We start from the raw sequence: 15,855 nt of genomic DNA on the forward strand, positions 1-15,855 counted from the left end.
CTTCACCCCACCCCACCCCGCCAACGGAGGAGAACATGCCCGTGATCAGCGATGTCGTCATCGTAGGAGGCGGTCCGAACGGACTGATGCTCGCCTGCGAACTGAGCCTGGCCGGCGTCCGCTCGACCGTACTGGAGCGTCTTCCGGAGCCGGCCAACGAGCCGAAAGCCAACGGCCTGCTCGGGCAGGTGGTGCGGCTGGCCGACCACCGCGGACTGTACGAGCGCCTGAGCGGCAGTGCCGAGCCTCCCGTGGCGAACTCCGCGTATTTCATGTTCGCCGCGATGAGCCTGAATCTCGGTCTGCTGGAGCACAGCCCGGTGTACGGCCTGCCGGTACCCCAACACCGCATCGTGGAAGTCCTGACCGAGCGGGCGACGGAACTCGGCGTGGACATCAGGCGCGGCCACGAACTCGTCGGCCTGGCGCAGGAGGACGGCACCGTCACCCTCGACGTCACCAGTGGCGCGAACGGCCCGTACCAGCTCCAGGCACGGTACGTGGTCGGCGCGGACGGCGGGCACAGCGCCACCCGCAAGCTGTCCGGGATCGGATTCCCCGGCGTCAGCTACGACCGGACGACCACCCGCTCGGCCCACGTCACGCTCCCGGGCGAGAGCTGGGTGGACCCCGCCACCGGCGCCTTGAACGTTCCCGGATTCGGCACCGTCCTGCCGTTCGCGCCCCACCGCACCGACCAGGGCGGGTTCACCTACGCACCGCTGCCTGGCCATCCGCCCCTGATCAGCACCCTGGAGTGGGACCAGCCACCGGCCGATGCGCCGATGAGCCTGGATGAACTCCAGGCCAGTATCCGCCGCGTGCTCGGCGCCGAACTGCCGATCGGGCCGCCCACCGGGGACGGTCCGCACGTGCTGCGCCGGCTGACCGGTGGCAACACCCGCGTCGCGGAACGGTTCCGGGACGGCCGGATCTTCCTCGTCGGTGATGCCGCGCACGTCTACGCTTCCGGCGGCGGTCCGGGGCTCAACCTCGGGCTCCAGGACGCCGTCAACCTCGGCTGGAAGCTCGCCGCCGAGATACGCGGCGCCGCACCGGCCGGTCTGCTCGACAGTTACGACACCGAACGCCGGCCGGCCGCCCACCGGATGGTCATGAACGCCCAGGCCCAGTCGGCACTCCTGGCACCGGGCAGCGACGTCACCGCCCTCCGCCGGCTGTTCACCGAACTCCTCGGCCAGCGGGACACCGTGCAACACCTGGCCGACCTCCTCGCGGGCGCCGACGTCCGCTACGACATGGGCGCTCCGGACGCCCACCCGTTGACCGGCCACTTCGCCCCGGAGTTGCACGTACGCATTCCCACCGGCACCGTGCGCCTCGCTGAACTCACCAGGTCCGCGCGCCCGCTGCTCCTCGACCTGACCGACGACGCCTCGGCCGCCGATGCCTTGGCAGACCAGCACGAACACGTCGACATCGTCACCGCACGGCCGTCCACTTCCACTCCCGGCTCTCCCCAGACACCCGCCTCCGCACCCACATCCACCCCCTCACCCACACCCACACCCACCGTCCTGCTCCTCCGCCCCGACTGCTACGTGGCCTGGGCATCGGAATCGCGTCGCCCGGGCCGGGAAGAACTGGCCGGCTTGCGCACAGCGTTCCAGCGGTGGATCGCTCCGTCGAAGACCCCGACGGGGAACTAAACCGTCTCGGCGGCCGTGCCAATACCCAGGGCCACCAGAACGCCGGCGGCGGTTCGCTCCAGGGCCGTGTTCACTCGCGGGCGACGCAGCCAGGTCATCATCCGCGCTGCGAACACCGCCACCAGCGTCAGCCAGAGAGCGGCGATCGCCGCGTCGATGACGCCCAGCACCAAGGTCGCGGACAGCGCCGAGTGTCCGTTCGGCAGGAACTGCGGGACCACGGCGACGAAGAAGATGCCCACCTTGGGGTTGAGCAGGCAGCTCAGCACTCCCTGGCGGAAGGCTCGTCCAGTGGTTGGGACGGGGCCGGTCGGCTTCCCGGGAACCTCCGGTCGGCCCCCGGCGCCGCGGCGGTACGCCCAAAGACTCTGCACACCGAGGAAGATCAGATACGCGGCGCCCGCCAGGCGGATCGCGGTGAACGCCACGTCCCACCGTTGCAGTACTGCGGCCAGGCCGACGGCCGCGGCCACCGCCCAGGCGAGCGAGCCGGCCGCCGCACCCAGCGCGGTCGCGATGCCCGAGAAGCGACCGCCGCGCAGGCAGTTCCGCAGCACCAGGAGCGTGTCCGGCCCCGGCGCCATCGTCACCAACAGGGCGAACAGCGAAAAGCTGACGACAGCAGTCGTCACGGCAGCCTCCTGACCTTCGATCACAACCGGTGCGAGCGGGCACGGACCTCGTTCGGCCCCGCCCTCCCGGCAGTTTAGAGCCGCCCAGGATCCGCCGGACGGGCCCCTGGACTGCGACGATGGAACGCGCGGCCCGCGCTGGTGGCCCTCGCCGGAGCCGTGGCCGGCCGCAGGTACCGCCAACGGCTACCGGCTCGGACCTCCCGTAGCCAGTCGCGGACCACGACACGAACGGCCCTCCGCAGGCGGCACCCCGCCCCACCGCTCAGCCCTGCGCGATGCGCTCGATTTCCCCTAGCTGATCGGCCCCGACGCGGTTGGCCTCCAGCCGCAGAAGCCAGGGCAGGAGTTCAGGGGTGGCGTGGACCTCGCCGTAGAAGCCGAAGTGGAGATCGGCGAGTTCGTCCTCGATGAGCCAATCGTTGATGGCGTCGTTGAGGTGCTGGTCCGCTGCCTCGGTGCGGGTTTCGGCCCAGAGCGCCAGCCAGGGGCCGGGGGCGCCTGCGGTGGCCGACAGTATCTCCAGTACGTCGGTGACGTGGCCGACGCCGGGGTACGTGTGCAGGAAGGAACGCCACCAGGCGACCCAGAACCCCTCCAGCGCCGAACGCTCCGGAGCGGGCCAGGCTCGCCAGTCGGCGGCGATCAGCCGGGAGGCCACCAGACTGTGGTCCAGATCGTCCGCGACAAGGCGGCGAAGGATCCGGGGCATCAGCCGGCGGTACAGACCGTGGAAGTCGTCCCAGTGACTGGGGACCTCGTGCGCGACACGGGGGATCAGCTCCTCCGCCACCTCGGCTACGGGGCCGGTCAGCGTTGCGAGATCGGATTCGGCGTAGCAGAAGGTGCAGCCGCCCACGGGGCTGACTGCCGACTCGGCGAGTGGCGCGAAGGCGGCATCCAAGGCGTCCCAGGCATCCTGGAGCTGCTGGCGGGGGTCGGTCATGAGGCGTGACGCCTTACGGGACTCCGTCCGGACGTACCGGCGAAGAGAGCGACGTTAGCACAAGTAGCGGCGGCTGAGGGGAAGTTGATTCGCTGGGCCCGCCCATAGCCCTCCGTCAACCACTGCTCGGCCCCGTCAGCCCTTGTTCGGCTGGTGCATTAGCGGTGGGTTCCCCGCGTGGCGCGTCGTCGCCCAGAGGAGCAGGGCGGCGAGGCTGAAGGTTGCGCCGAGGGCGGTTACGGCCGGCCAGCCGGCGGTTGCGTAGGCGAGGGAGGAGCCGAGGGCGCCTAGGCTGCTGCCGGCCGAGTAGAAGACCATGTAGCCGCCGATGATCCTGCTGCCCGCGTCGGGGCGGACGGCGTGGATCAGGGTCTGGTTGGTGACGTGGACGGCCTGTACGGCGAAGTCCAGGAGGACGGCGCCGGCCGCCAGTGCCCACAGCGACTGCCCGGTCAGGGCGAGGGGGATCCAGGAGAGCGTGAGGAGGGCGAGGCCGGCGCCGGTTGTGCGCTGGGCGTAACCGCGGTCGTTCCAGCGTCCGGCCACTCCGGCGGCGACGGCCCCGGCCGCGCCCGCGAGGCCGAACGCGCCGATCGCGGTGTGCGACAGCGACCACGGCGGACTGCTGAGCGGCTGCGCCACGCCGCTCCACAGCGTGCTGAAGGCCGCGAACACCAGGAGGGCGAGCGCGCCCCGGACGCGCAGCAGCGGTTGGCGGGCGAACAGGGTGACGGTGGAGGCCACCAGTCGTCCGTACGAGGGCCGCGGCACCCCGGCGGACGGCTTGCCCGGGGGGAGGACGCGGCGCAGCAGTACGGCGAGGACGGCGGTGGCGCCCGCGGACACCAGGTAGACCGCCCGCCAGCCGGCGAGGTCGGCGAGGACGCCGGCGGCGGCGCGGGCCAGCAGGATTCCGGTGACGATGCCGCCGGTGACCGTTCCGACCGCGCGGCCGCGCCGGGCGGGTGGGGTCAGGGCGGCCGCCGCGGCGACCATGGTCTGGGCGACGACGGCGAGCAGCCCGACCACGGCGAGCGCGCCGAGCAGGGCCGCCACGCCCGGCGCCAGCCCGGCGGCCAGCAGGGCCAGGGCCAGGAGTCCGAGCTGGCCGGTGACCAGCCGGCGGTGGTTGAGCAGGTCGCCGAGCGGTACGAGTGCCAACAGGCCGACCGCGTAACCGAGTTGGGTCACGGTGACGATCGCGCCGAGCAGTCCGGAGCCGATCGCGAACCGCTCGCCGAGGGTCACCAGCAGGGGCTGGGAGAAGTAGACGGTGGCGACGGAGCTGCCGCAGGCGAGGGCGAGAAGGGGGACGAGGCGGGCGGGGGGTGAGGGGTGGGGTGAGGCGTGGGCGTCCGGCATGGGCGCGGGTCCTGACGTCCCGGTGCGTACCCCCGCTTCGCCGGAATCGGCGGCCTCACCGAACTCAGCGGCCTCACCAGGGCATTGGAGCGCCATGGCGCACTCCCTCCAGTCGGTTGCAACTTGCTACCGTCGGGACAGTAGTCGCGCGAGGTAGCATGTTGCAACCACTCCTGGAGATGCCCGGGGGAATTGGAGGAGAGGAGCCGTGGGTGGTCGCTCGCACCCGTTTCGATGCCGACCCCTGTCCCGTCGCCCGGTCGGTGAACGCCATCGGTGACTGGTGGTCGCTGCTGATCGTGCGGGACGCCTTCGACGGCAGCCGCCGCTTCGGGGAGTTCCATCGCAGCCTCGGCATCGCCAAGAACATCCTGGCGGCGCGGCTGCGCGCGCTGGAGGGGGCCGGGGTGCTGCGCGCCGTCCCCGCGCCGGACGGCGGGTCCCGCCGCGAGTACGTCCTCACGGACAAGGGCCGCGCGTTGTTCCCGGTGATCGTCGCGCTGCGCCAGTGGGGCGAGGAGCAGTGCTTCACCCCCGGCGAGGACCACTCCCGCCTGCTGGACCGCCGGACCAATCGCCCGTTGCCCCCGTTGCGGATCCGGGCGGCGGACGGACGGGTGGTGGAGCCGGAGGACACGGTGGTGGAGAAGGTGCGGGAGGATTGACGACACTGCCCCTCACGCCGGCGGAACGGGGCGTTGAGGTGCGGGAACAGCGGACGCACAGCTGAGTCGACGGGTTGGCCGCGGGCCGTACTCGGCGACGGTCGCCATGACTGGCCCCCGCCCGGTAGCTTGTGGGCCGTAGCCGAGGAGGTTGGCCATGGGCGAGTACGCAGCGGTGGTGTGGAAGACCGTGATCGACGGGGAGCTGGTGGAGGTCCCGGCGACGATGGACGGTATCCGCGCCGCGCTCCCCGAGAAGGACCGCGCCGCTTTCGACGCGGAGGTCCGCCGGACGCCGGCCCAGGATCTCCACCGGGTCCTGGCGCGGTGGGCCCTGCCGGCCGCCGCCGAGAACGAGGACGAGGCGATCGTGGCCCGGCTGCGCGACGGTGACTTCACCGGCTGCGTTCCGCAGGACGGCGACGCGCGGCACCCGGGTGCGGCGTGAGCCGGTACCGGATCCAGTACGCCGACCCGGCCGAGGCCGCGCGGAAGGCGATGGTGCCGCGGACCCGCGCGGCGTTCGAGCAGGCCATGGCCAAGACGCTCGGCGACGATCCGTACGGGCACGGCTCGACCTCGGTCAAGCGCGGGGGCCGTGACTACCGCGAGGTCACGGTCGGCGGCGCGTTCGTCGTCTACTACGTCAGCTCGACCGTTCTCGTCGTCACTGCCGTCCGGATCATTCACTGAGCCGCGGCGAGGAGACGGTGACCGGCAGAGAGAACGGTGACCGGCAGATGGAACGGTCGCCGGCAGATGGATATGAGTGGTACGGCCGCCCGACCCCTCGCCAGCCTCGGCGATCATGAAGCAGAGGCGGCGGAAGAAGCTGGCCGGGCGACTCGTCATGGCGGCCATGGTGGAGGACACCCCTCGCGTGCAGGCGCTGCTGCGGGCGGGGGCCGATCCGGAGTGGGCGAACGGGGAGGGCACCACGCCGCTGTATGCGGCATCCGTGCAGGGCGCGGCCGGGATCGTGCGGCTGCTCCTCGACGCCGGGGCCTCGCCGGATGCCGAGAGCGGGCACGGTACGGAGGGCACGCCCCTGTGTGCGGCCGCGTGCTGGGGGCATGCGGACGCGGTGCGGGAGTTGCTGGATCACGGGGCCGATCCGAACCTTCGGGAGGATCAAGGCACCGGTCGGGCGCCGCTTGACTGGGCGGTTGGCGGGCCCCATCCGGAAACGATCGCCCTGCTCACCGCGGCGGGGGCGATCCGTACCCGTACCCGCCAGGCGTGAGGCGGTCGGCGGCGCGGGCCAGGGTGCGGAGGGTGGGTGAGCGGCCGTGGCGGGGGACGGTCCACAGGGGCTGGCCGCGTACGCCCCAGCGTTCGAGCAGGGCGTTGGCGGCCAGGAAGCCGCTGGTCGCGGCGCGTTCCATGAGGGCCACCGGCAAGTCGGTGCGGACCAGGTCGCCGGCCAGGACCAGGTACGGGTCGGGGGTTCGCACGGTGGGGCGGCCCGAGTAGGTGCCGGCCGCGAAGAGCGGGCAGTCGTCGTGCCATTGGTGGACGGCGTCGAGGATCGTGGCGCCTCTCAACTCCTGGTAAATCTGGAGGAGTTGGTCGGTCAGGTGGGACTGGACGGTGGTGCGGTCGCGGTTCGGGTCCACGGCGTAGGCGTGCAGTTCGACGACCGATCCGCCGGTGCGGGCCGACCAGCGGGCCGACTGGCCTTCCCAGCGTTCCAGGACGCTGACGTTGTCCAGGGCGCCGAAGCCGCTGGTGCCGAGGAATCCGGGGCGGTCGGCGGCCACCGGCCGGTCCAGCCACAGGCGGGTGACGAGGAACGGCGGGGCGGTGCGGAGCCGGGCGATACCGGCGCGCCAGGCATCGTCGCCCAGGCGCGGCGAACGGGCGACGAGGTCGCGCAGGCCGGCGGTGTCGAGGGCGAGGACGGCGGCGTCGTGGTGGTGGTCGCCGAGGGTGCTGGAGACGGTGAAGCCGCCCTGGGGCGGCCGGGTCACGCCGGTGACGGCCGTGGCCGTGTGGAGGGTGGCGCCGTGGCTCCGGAGGTAGTCGGCGAGGGGGTTCCACAGGGCGTCGGTGAAGGGCTCGCGGGGGACGTCGAAGAGGAGTCCTTCGCTGGATCCCAGGAAGTAGATGTGGAACATCATGGCCATTTCGGCGGCCGACAGTTGGCGGGGATCGGCGAAGAAGCTGCGGGAGAAGACCTCGAAGGCGAGGTGGCGGGCGGCCTGGGGGAAGCGGAGGGCGGCGAGGAAGTCGTGGGCGGATACGGAATCCAACTGCTCGTAGACGCACGGGACTTGGACGTCGAAGAGGGGGACGGCCGCCAGGGGGCGCATCCGTAGCAGGTCGCGGGGGCGGAAGGTGGGGCTGGTGGCGGCGAAGCCGAGGGCGCTCCAGGGGGGTGTGCGGGGGACGCGGCGGAAGCTGTCGTGCAGGCCGTCGCGGTGGCGCAGGGGGTAGTCGGGCAGGGGGACGAGGCGGCTGAGGGCGGGGTCGGTCCGGCGCAGCAGGCCGCGGAGGTTGTAGTACTGGCGGAAGAAGGCGTGGAAGCCGCGGGTGACGGTGGCGGTGGTGCCGTCGCGGAGGCCGACCGGGAACGCGCCGGCGCGGCCGCCCAGGTGCGGTGCGCGTTCGTAGAGGGTGACGCGGACGCCGCGTTCGGCGAGGGCGGTGGCCGCGGCCAGGCCGGCGATACCGCCGCCGATCACCGCGGCGGAGGGCGGGGCGCCGGTCACGCGGGCGGTGCCTGGCGGCGGCGGGATGATCTGCGCTCTGCGGTCCCGGCCGCGGCGGGCGTTCGGGGGCTGCGGTCGGCGGGTCACCGGGGGGCCTCCGGGCGGGTCCGGCGGCGCAGGAGCGGCAGTTCGGCGGCGGTGCGCAGTATGGGGAGGACGGGGGTGCGCAGGCCGATGGCGAGGTCTTCGGCGGGGTGGCTGCGGCCGTCCAGGAAGCGCAGCAGGCGCGGGGTCGAGGTGTGGCGGAAGAGGTCGGCGAAGAAGTCCGGGCCGTCGATCCGGCCGGTGGCCAGGGCCCGGAGCAGGATGGCGTCCATGGTCCGGGCGCGCCGGGAGTGGCACGGTGGCGGTACGGGGCGCCGGCCGGCGGCGCAGGCGGCGGCGATGGCGCGGGCCTGCCGCTGGACGGCGGCGAAAGTGTAGCCGGTGGACGGGCGGGTGGCGCCGCCGGCGGTGCCGATGCGGAACACCGAGTGGCCGCGCTGCCGGTGCAGGGGCGCGTCGGTCATGGGGATCACCCCGGTTTCGGTGCCGGTGCGGGTGAACTCCCCCAGGCCCAGGATCCGTTCGGCGTAGTGGTGCAGCGCGTCGTCGTATGCCTGGGAGGGGAGGGCGGTGGGCGAGAACTGGGTGTATTCGATGAGTGCCTGGCGCGGGCCGAGCGGCAGGACGTAGCCGAAGGCCAGGCCGCGGGGTGGTTGGGGGACGCGGAAGTCCATGAGGTCGGCGGTCGCCGGGTCGAAGGCCGGGTCCCGGGTGCGGACGAACCAGCCACGGAAGTGCTGGAGGAAAGTGGTGCGCGCGGGCGGGAGGGCGGGGAGCGGGCGGGAGTCGAAGACCCAGCGGGCGCGCAGGTGGAGCGGGGTGCCGTCGGTGGCGCGGGCGTGGAGGTGGGCTCCGCCGGGGGTGTCGCGGACTTCGGTGACGGTGGCCGTGATCCGGCGGACCGTGGGTGCCTTGGCCAGTTCGGCGGCCACCAGGGCGGTGAAGTCCGGGGAGCGGAGCATCTTGTAGCGCAGCGGGGCCAGGCGGCCGAGGGTTGCCCGGCCGTCCCGGGAACGCACCCGCAGCCGGGACCACGAGGTGGTGAGTACGGCGTCGAACTCGCCCCCGGGCTCCTCCCAGAAGCACCAGGTCCGTTCGGGCGGGCGCAGCGGGCCCGGCGGGGCGTCGAGCAGGATCACCGGGGGCGGGTCGGCGTGCGCGGCCAGGCGCCGGACGAGGGAGAGGCCGGCGGCCCCGGCCCCGATGACCGCGATCCGCGCGTCGCGCACTCGTACCTCCTCGGGCCGCGGCAGGCGCCGTACTGCACAGGCGGGCGTCGCTCCGTGAGCGGTCACCAGCATGGCCCGCGCGCCACCGCGCCGGTGGCAGGCCGCGCCCGGGGACCGCCGTCCGGCGGCCGGTCGCACCGCCGAACGTGTGGCCGTCCGCCGTGCTGCCGCCACCGGCCCGTTCCGGAGTGGTCCCCTGGGCGGGACGTGCGGTGCGCGCCGCCGGCTCCGCGGCCACCGCGGCGGACCGCCCGCGGCGCCAGGCGAAGGAGCACGACGATGCGCACTGTGGACGGGCCGACCGACCATGTCGTGGTGGTGGGCGCGGGGCTGAGCGGGCTCGCCGCGGCGCTGCACCTGCTGGGCGCCGGGCGGCGGGTCACCGTGGTCGAACGGGACCCGGTGCCCGGCGGCCGGGCCGGGCGGACGGCCCGCGGCGGCTACCTCATGGACACCGGGCCGACCGTGCTGACCATGCCCGGTCTGCTGGCGGAGGCGTTCGCCGCGGTTGGCGAGAGCCTGGCCGACCGGCTGCGGCTGATCCCGCTGGCGCCGGCGTACCGGGCGCTGTTCGCCGACGGTTCGCGGCTGGACGTGCACAGCGACGGGGCGGCGATGGCGGCGGAGGTCGAGCGGTTCGCCGGGCCGCGCGAGGCGGAGGGGTACCGCCGGCTGCGTGCCTGGCTGACCCGGCTCCACGCGGTGCAGATGCGGCGCTTCATCGACACCAACTTCGACTCGCCGTGGCAGCTGCTCCACCCGGACCTGGCGCGGCTGGCGGCGCTCGGCGGCTTCGGCCGCCTGGACGCCCGGATCGGCCGCTTCCTGCGCGATGAGCGGCTGCGGCGGATCTTCACCTTCCAGGCACTGTACGTGGGGGTGCCGCCGGCCCGGGCCCTGGCGGCCTACGCGGTGATCGCGTACATGGACACCGTCGCGGGGGTGTACTTCCCCCAGGGCGGTATGCACGCCGTACCGCGGGCGATGGCGGACGCGGCCACCGCCGCCGGTGCGGAGTTCCGCTACGGGGAGGAGGTGGCCGGTCTGGAGCGGACCGGGGACCGGATCACCGCCGTCCGCACCGCCGACGCCCGGATCGCCTGCGACGCCGTCGTGCTGACCTGCGACCTGCCGGCCGCGCACCGGCTGCTGGGCCGCCGGCCGCGCCGCCCGGTGCCGCTGCGGCACGCGCCCTCGGCCGTCGTCCTGCACGCCGGCACCGACCGCACCTGGCCCCAACTCGCCCACCACACCCTCTCGTTCGGGCATGCCTGGCGGCGCACCTTCCGGGAGCTGACCGCCACCGGGCGGCTGATGAGCGATCCCTCGCTGCTGATCTCCCGGCCCACCGCCACCGACCCGGCGCTGGCCCCCGCCGGCCGCCACCTCCATTACGTCCTCGCGCCCTGCCCCAACACCCGTGTCGGGCCCGGGGTGCATGCCTGGGCCGAGCTGGGGCCGCGGTACCGGGACCGGCTGCTGGCGGAGCTGGAGCGCCGCGGACTGGCCGGTATCGGCGCGGCCATCGAGGCGGAGTGCCTGGTCACCCCGGCTGACTGGGCGGCGCGGGGGCACGCCGCGGGCAGCCCGTTCTCACTGGCCCACACCCTCGCGCAGACCGGGCCGTTCCGGCCCCGCAACCTCGTCAGCGGGGTCCGCAACGCCGTCCTCGCCGGGTGCGGTACGACTCCCGGCGTGGGCATCCCCACCGTCCTGCTGTCCGGGAAACTGGCCGCGGCCCGCGTCACCGGCGGCCACTCCCCCGGCCCGGCGCACCGGGCGAGCACCCCGGTGCTGCGTTCTCGTGCCGCGCTCCCCCGCTCATGACCGGCCGGGAGCTCGACGCGGCGGGCATCACCGAGCCCGCGCTGCGTGCCGCGTACGCGCACTGCCGGCGGCTCAACGCCCGGCACGGCACGACGTACTTCCTGGCCACCCGGCTGCTGCCCGCGGAGCGCCGGCCCGCCGTGCACGCGCTGTACGGCTTCGCGCGCTGGGCGGACGACATCGTGGACGACCTCGGGTCGCCGGCGGGCCGGGACGAACGCCGGTACCGGCTGGCCGAGTTGGAACGGCGCCTGCACGACGGCCTGCGCACCGGACACAGCGGCGAACCCGTCGTACGCGCCCTGGCCGACACCGCCGCCCGCTACCGCATCGACCACCGCCACTTCACCGACTTCATGGCGGCGATGCGCGCCGATCTCGACGTGACCGGCTACGCCACCTACGCCGACCTGCGCCGCTATATGCACGGTTCGGCGGCGGTGATCGGTTTGCAGCTGCTTCCGGTGCTGGGCACCGTCGTGCCGCGGGAGCGGGCGGCGCCGCACGCGGCGGCGCTCGGGGTCGCCTTCCAGCTCACCAACTTCCTGCGCGATGTCGGCGAGGACCTCGACCGCGGCCGGGTCTACCTCCCCGCCGATCTGCTGGCCGCGCACGGCGTGGACCGCGCGCTGCTGCTGTGGAGCCGCCGCACCGGCCGCCCCGACCGGCGGATCACCGCCGCGCTGCGCACCGCCGAGCACCTGATCCGCGGCGTGTATCGGGAGGCCGCCCCGGGCGTGGCGCTCCTCGATCCGGTCTCCCGCCCGTGCGTCCGCACCGCGCTCGTCCTCTACGCGGGCATCCTGGACGCCGTCGCCGCCAGCGGTTACGCGGCACTGCACCGGCGCGCCGCGGTGCCGCGGCGGTACCGGGCCGCGCTCGCGGTGGACGGGCTGGCGCGGGTCGCCGCGGCCCGGGTGCGGGCACGGGGCCGGTCCGCCCCGGCCCCTGTGGCGGCGCCCGGTCCCGTACGTCCGCACCGGCCCGCGCCCCGTACCCCCGTCCCCCAGGAGACGCGATGAACCGCCGGCGGCCCCGAGCCCGGACCGGTCCCCTGCTCCACCTGCGCCGGCGTCCGCCTGCCTGGCCCGAACAGCCCGCGACCTGGCGCGCCGCCGCGCCGGGGCTGATCGCCGGCGCGCTCAAACACGCCCTGGCCCGCCCGTCCGGCAACTGGTACGTCCTCGGCCCGTCCCGGGACCTCGTTCCCGGCCGCGCCCTCGGCCGTACGATCGGCGGGCGGGAAGTCGTCGTCTGGCGCACCGCGCACGGCCGGCCGGCCGCCGGCCCGGGCAGCTGCCCCCATTTGGGCGCGCCGCTGAAGGACGGCGCGGTCCACCGCGGCGCCCTGATCTGCCGCTGGCACGGCCTGGCGCTCGACGGCACGCCCTGCGCCGGCTGGTCCCCGTACCCCGTCCACGACGACGGCGTGCTGCTCTGGGTACGCCTGGACGACCTCGGCCGGGAGGAGCCCACCGACCGGCCCGTGCCCACCGCGCGTCCGCCGCTCGCGCGGGCCCTGTCCGCCGTCCACACAGCCGTCGGTGTCTGCGAGCCCGAGGACATCGTCGCCAATCGCCTCGATCCCTGGCACGGGGCGTGGTTCCACCCGCATTCCTTCGTGGACCTCGCCGTCGTCGGCGCCCCCGGGCGGGGCACCGCGACGTACGACGACGGCTTCACCGTGGACGTGTCGTTCAAGGTCGCCGGGCGCCTCGTCGTGCCGGTGCGCGCGGTCTTCACGACGCCTGGGCCCCGCACGGTGGTCATGCGGATCACCCGGGGTGAGGGCCGGGGCTCGGTGGTCGAGACGCACGCCACCCCGCTGGCGCCCGGCGCGGCCGGCCGCCCCCGCACCATGGTCACCGAGGCCGTGCTGGCGGTCTCCGACCGGCCCGGCTTCGCCGTCACCCGCCGCGCGGCCCCGGTCCTGCGGCGCCTGATGCGCGCCGCCGCCGGGCGCCTGTGGCGCGATGACCTCGCGTACGCGGAACGCCGCTGGGAGCTTCGCGGGAGCGGGCGCTTCCCGGGCTGACGCGGGCCGCTTGCCCGGCCGGGACCGGCGGCTCGCCTGGCCGGCATCGGCCGCGTGTCCCGGCCGCTGACCCGCGGCGCGGCGCCGAGGTGACGCCTGTGGCGGTACGCGGGAAAATGGTTCCGGCATCCGTTCCACGACCCGCGAGGGGGAACCAGTGGCCGACCCCCGATCCCACAGCCGTAAGAACCCGCCCGGACCTCCGCCGGCCGGACGCCAGGAGAGCCCGGAGGGCAGGCTCCGCTACATCGTCATCCTCGCCGTCGTGCTCTTCATCATCATTCTGATGGGGACCGTGTTCATCTTCTGAGCGCGACCGCCCGCTCAGGCAGATCAGGCAGGTTCGAAGCGCAGCGGCTTGCTCAGCGTGGTCCGCACCGGGGAGCGCTCGATGCGGCGGTTCAGCACGGCTCGGTGGGCCTCCAGCTCGGGGGCGAGGATCAGTGCGTAGCGGAAGCCGGTCGCCGCTTCCGTTCGTTCCAGGTCGACCCGCACCGTCACCCCCGGGTCCCCGCCATCGCCGCCGTCACCGGTGATGCCCAGCTCGGCCAGTGCCCTCCGCGCCGTCATGGTCATGCAGGTGGCCAGCGCCGCCTCCAGCAGTTCGTGCGGCCGCAGGCCCGCCGAGCCGCCGGTGCCCGCCTTGCGCGTATCGGCGACTCCCTCGTTGCCGTCCGCCCGGAAGCTGACCTGCCACGGCGTCGGAAGTGCCCTCGCCTCGACCATCGACTGTCCCTTCCCGTCGCAATTCCTGCGCGCCGAAGCGTAGTGAGTCGGCCCGTATGGCGAGAAGCCGTATCCGTATGGTGGACGGGCAGTTCAGGACCACTGGGGTGCCGGGGAGTTGACGTGCCGTCACGTCCCCGTCACGGTCATCACGACCAGCACGAGAACCAGCAGGCCGACGTAGGCGGCGGAGTAGACGCGGTCGGGGACGCGGCCCGAAACGCGCCTGGCGAGGGCGATGGTGGGGAGTGAGCCGGTGAGCAGGGCGGCGCAGGCGGTGAGGTCGACGTAGCCGAGGTGGCCTGCCTGGGCCGGGATGCCCGGTACGAGCGCGTAGACCAGGGTGCCGGCCACCGCGACCGGCACGCTGAGGGGGTTGGCCATGGCGGTGGCGTTGGCCATCGGCAGGCCCCGGCGCCGCAGCAGGGGGACGGTCATGACGCTGCCGCCCACGCCCAGGCATGCGGCGACCGCGCCGATGCCGAGCCCGCCGAACGTGCTCGCGCCGCGCCCGAGGGGTTCGGGAGGCGTCTCGCGCCGGACGGACAGGAAGCCCTTCCGCAGCAGACTGTCCGCGATCGTCACCAGGAGGTAGCCGGCGAACAGGACCCGCAGCGCCGTGCCGCCGATCCAGGTGGCCGCGCAGGATCCGGCCGCGGCGCCGAGCAGGATGTAGCCCGCCAGCGGCCAGACATAGTGCCGGTCCAGCCGGCCCTGGCGCCACTGGACGGCGGCCGCGACCACCGCGTTCACCAGCATGACGGCGGTGGAGGTGGCCACCGCGGTGTGCATGGCGTCGACGCCGGACGGCGCGGTGACGGACAGGAACCCGTACACGACCGGAACGGTGATGAAGCCGCCACCGAAGCCGAAGAGCACGGTGGTGACGCCGGTCAGGATTCCGAACAGGAGCAGGATGGAGAACGAGGTCAGCACGTGGTTGAGGCTACGTAGGAGGGCGGGTGGCGGGCATTCGGTGATATGCCAGTTTCTTACGCGGAGCGGACAGGTGGGGCCTTGCCGCGTAGCCTGGGGCGGTGCGCAACACTCCTCTCGCGGAGGTGGACGGCCTGGACCGGGCCGTGCTGGCCATCGGTACCGACTACCCCGACCCGTACCTCCTCGCCTGGCACGAGCACCGGCGCGCCCAGGTGCTGTACGCGGCCACCGGCATCATGCGGGTCGAGACGGAGGAGAGCACCTGGACGGTGCCCACCGCGCGGGCCGTCCTGATCCCGCCCGGGACCAGGCACCAGGTCACGATGCTGGGGGTCAGTACGCGCAGCCTGTACATCGAGCCGGACGCCGTTCCGTGGTTCCCGGAGCGCTGCCGGGTGGTCGGCGTCTCCGAGCTGCTGCGGGCGCTGATCCTCGCGGCCGTGGACATGGAGCCCCGCTACCGCGAGCACAGCCGGGACGCGGCCGTCGCCCATCTCCTCCTGCACGAGTTGGAGAGTCTGGCCCCGCTGCCCCTCGATGTGCCGCTGCCCGCCGAGCCGCGGCTGCGCCGGCTCTGCGAGGCGTTCCTGCGCGGGCCCGACGTCCATGATCCGCCGGCCCGTTGGTGCGCCGCGCTCAACGTCAGCGAACGCACCCTGAACCGCATGTTCCACCGCGGCACCGGTATGGGCTTCGCGCGGTGGCGGCAGCGCGCCTGCGTCCTGCATTCCCTCCAGCACCTCGCCGCGGGCACGCCGGTCACCCGCGTCGCGGCGCTGCTCGGTTACGACAACCCGGCCGCGTTCACCACCGCGTTCCGGAATCTGCTGGGCCGGCCGCCGAGCGCGTACCGGCGTCCCGGCAGCGGCGGGCCGCGGTAGCCGGGTGGCTCCTCGCGGCGCGGGCCCAGCAGTTGGCTGACCGCGCCGAACGCCAGCACCCCGCACGGGTTGGTTCCCCAGGTGCAGAGCCGGTCCACGCTGACGCCGCGGAGCGAGGACCGCCGGTCCCCCGGTGAGGACCGCGCGGCGGCCGAGGGCTTCGGTCAGGCGCGCCGCCGTGGCGCCG

General features: G+C 74.0%; 17 protein-coding genes. 10 read left to right on the forward strand and 7 right to left on the reverse strand.

Going from position 1 to position 15,855, the window contains the following annotated elements:
* Positions 1-35 precede the first annotated feature (35 nt).
* The gene (locus ADL22_RS10905) at positions 36-1,670 is read left to right on the forward strand and encodes an FAD-dependent monooxygenase (RefSeq protein WP_234430639.1); all 1,635 of its coding nucleotides are present in this window, start codon (positions 36-38) and stop codon (positions 1,668-1,670) included.
* Here the strand turns inward: ADL22_RS10905 and ADL22_RS10910 are convergent.
* The 3 genes from ADL22_RS10910 to ADL22_RS10920 form a co-directional block, all read right to left on the reverse strand.
* A complete protein-coding gene (locus tag ADL22_RS10910; protein WP_079064015.1) occupies positions 1,667-2,302 on the reverse strand; it encodes a LysE family translocator in 636 nt (211 codons plus the stop codon). The genes ADL22_RS10905 and ADL22_RS10910 overlap by 4 nt on opposite strands.
* Positions 2,303-2,567: 265 nt before the next feature.
* Entirely contained in the window at positions 2,568-3,248 is a 681-nt protein-coding gene (locus ADL22_RS10915; RefSeq protein WP_066976310.1) for a hypothetical protein, read from the reverse strand.
* Between the two features lie 135 nt (positions 3,249-3,383).
* Positions 3,384-4,610, reverse strand: coding sequence for an MFS transporter (locus tag ADL22_RS10920; RefSeq protein ID WP_066976313.1), 1,227 nt, complete (start codon positions 4,608-4,610; stop codon positions 3,384-3,386).
* Positions 4,611-4,822: 212 nt separating this feature from the next.
* Here ADL22_RS10920 and ADL22_RS10925 point away from each other — a divergent pair, with 212 nt between their 5' ends.
* From ADL22_RS10925 to ADL22_RS10940, 4 genes are all read left to right on the forward strand, one after another.
* A complete protein-coding gene (locus tag ADL22_RS10925) occupies positions 4,823-5,275 on the forward strand; it encodes a winged helix-turn-helix transcriptional regulator (RefSeq protein ID WP_066976316.1) in 453 nt (150 codons plus the stop codon).
* Positions 5,276-5,432: 157 nt separating this feature from the next.
* Positions 5,433-5,723: a hypothetical protein gene (locus tag ADL22_RS10930; protein WP_066976319.1), complete on the forward strand. Its 291-nt coding sequence runs from the start codon at positions 5,433-5,435 to the stop codon at positions 5,721-5,723.
* Positions 5,720-5,968, forward strand: a complete 249-nt coding sequence (locus ADL22_RS10935; protein ID WP_107116267.1) for a hypothetical protein — start codon at positions 5,720-5,722, stop codon at positions 5,966-5,968. Before ADL22_RS10930 ends, ADL22_RS10935 begins: the two co-directional genes overlap by 4 nt.
* Positions 5,969-6,083: 115 nt before the next feature.
* Positions 6,084-6,518 carry an ankyrin repeat domain-containing protein gene (locus ADL22_RS10940; RefSeq protein ID WP_066976322.1) on the forward strand — a complete coding sequence of 145 codons (435 nt, stop codon included), beginning with the start codon at positions 6,084-6,086 and terminating at the stop codon, positions 6,516-6,518.
* On the opposite strand, the gene ADL22_RS10945 is transcribed toward ADL22_RS10940, so the two are convergent.
* Complete coding sequence (locus ADL22_RS10945) at positions 6,475-8,073, reverse strand: FAD-dependent oxidoreductase (RefSeq protein ID WP_066976325.1); 1,599 nt, start codon at positions 8,071-8,073, stop codon at positions 6,475-6,477. The two genes, ADL22_RS10940 and ADL22_RS10945, sit on opposite strands and share 44 nt — an antisense overlap.
* Positions 8,070-9,260 carry a lycopene cyclase family protein gene (locus tag ADL22_RS10950; protein WP_066976328.1) on the reverse strand — a complete coding sequence of 397 codons (1,191 nt, stop codon included), beginning with the start codon at positions 9,258-9,260 and terminating at the stop codon, positions 8,070-8,072. Before ADL22_RS10950 ends, ADL22_RS10945 begins: the two co-directional genes overlap by 4 nt.
* Positions 9,261-9,539: 279 nt before the next feature.
* On the opposite strand from ADL22_RS10950, the gene crtI reads away from it, so the two are divergent.
* The 4 genes from crtI (at position 9,540) to ADL22_RS35230 (ending at position 13,432) form a co-directional block, all read left to right on the forward strand.
* Entirely contained in the window at positions 9,540-11,087 is a 1,548-nt protein-coding gene (gene crtI, locus ADL22_RS10955; RefSeq protein ID WP_066976331.1) for a phytoene desaturase family protein, read from the forward strand.
* A complete protein-coding gene (locus tag ADL22_RS10960; RefSeq protein WP_066976334.1) occupies positions 11,084-12,109 on the forward strand; it encodes a phytoene/squalene synthase family protein in 1,026 nt (341 codons plus the stop codon). The genes crtI and ADL22_RS10960 overlap by 4 nt, the downstream gene beginning before the upstream one ends.
* Entirely contained in the window at positions 12,106-13,122 is a 1,017-nt protein-coding gene (locus tag ADL22_RS10965; protein WP_066976337.1) for a DUF5914 domain-containing protein, read from the forward strand. The genes ADL22_RS10960 and ADL22_RS10965 overlap by 4 nt, the downstream gene beginning before the upstream one ends.
* Before the next feature lie 157 nt (positions 13,123-13,279).
* Positions 13,280-13,432 carry a hypothetical protein gene (locus ADL22_RS35230; RefSeq protein ID WP_159048606.1) on the forward strand — a complete coding sequence of 51 codons (153 nt, stop codon included), beginning with the start codon at positions 13,280-13,282 and terminating at the stop codon, positions 13,430-13,432.
* A gap of 23 nt (positions 13,433-13,455) precedes the next feature.
* On the opposite strand, the gene ADL22_RS10970 is transcribed toward ADL22_RS35230, so the two are convergent.
* On the reverse strand, positions 13,456-13,848 hold the full coding sequence (locus ADL22_RS10970) for an OsmC family protein (RefSeq protein WP_066976340.1): 393 nt from the start codon (positions 13,846-13,848) through the stop codon (positions 13,456-13,458).
* Positions 13,849-13,977: 129 nt separating this feature from the next.
* Positions 13,978-14,784 (reverse strand): sulfite exporter TauE/SafE family protein, encoded by an 807-nt coding sequence (locus ADL22_RS10975; protein ID WP_066976343.1) that lies wholly within the window; start codon positions 14,782-14,784, stop codon positions 13,978-13,980.
* Between the two features lie 101 nt (positions 14,785-14,885).
* Here ADL22_RS10975 and ADL22_RS10980 point away from each other — a divergent pair, with 101 nt between their 5' ends.
* On the forward strand, positions 14,886-15,668 hold the full coding sequence (locus ADL22_RS10980; RefSeq protein WP_066976346.1) for an AraC family transcriptional regulator: 783 nt from the start codon (positions 14,886-14,888) through the stop codon (positions 15,666-15,668).
* The last annotated feature ends 187 nt before the right edge of the window (positions 15,669-15,855 follow it).

The sequence above is a fragment of the Streptomyces sp. NRRL F-4489 genome (assembly GCF_001509485.1).
Classification (GTDB): Bacteria; Actinomycetota; Actinomycetes; order Streptomycetales; family Streptomycetaceae; genus Streptomyces.

Excerpts from the sequence above, each read along its gene's own strand:
- ADL22_RS10905 (WP_234430639.1), top strand. The coding sequence starts at position 36 with ATGCCCGTGATCAGCGATGTCGTCATCGTAGGAGGCGGTCCGAACGGA.
- ADL22_RS10915 (WP_066976310.1), bottom strand. The coding sequence starts at position 3,248 with ATGACCGACCCCCGCCAGCAGCTCCAGGATGCCTGGGACGCCTTGGAT.
- ADL22_RS10920 (WP_066976313.1), bottom strand. The coding sequence starts at position 4,610 with ATGCCGGACGCCCACGCCTCACCCCACCCCTCACCCCCCGCCCGCCTC.
- ADL22_RS10930 (WP_066976319.1), top strand. The coding sequence starts at position 5,433 with ATGGGCGAGTACGCAGCGGTGGTGTGGAAGACCGTGATCGACGGGGAG.
- ADL22_RS10940 (WP_066976322.1), top strand. The coding sequence starts at position 6,084 with ATGAAGCAGAGGCGGCGGAAGAAGCTGGCCGGGCGACTCGTCATGGCG.
- crtI (WP_066976331.1), top strand. The coding sequence starts at position 9,540 with ATGCGCACTGTGGACGGGCCGACCGACCATGTCGTGGTGGTGGGCGCG.
- ADL22_RS10960 (WP_066976334.1), top strand. The coding sequence starts at position 11,084 with ATGACCGGCCGGGAGCTCGACGCGGCGGGCATCACCGAGCCCGCGCTG.
- ADL22_RS10965 (WP_066976337.1), top strand. The coding sequence starts at position 12,106 with ATGAACCGCCGGCGGCCCCGAGCCCGGACCGGTCCCCTGCTCCACCTG.
- ADL22_RS10970 (WP_066976340.1), bottom strand. The coding sequence starts at position 13,848 with ATGGTCGAGGCGAGGGCACTTCCGACGCCGTGGCAGGTCAGCTTCCGG.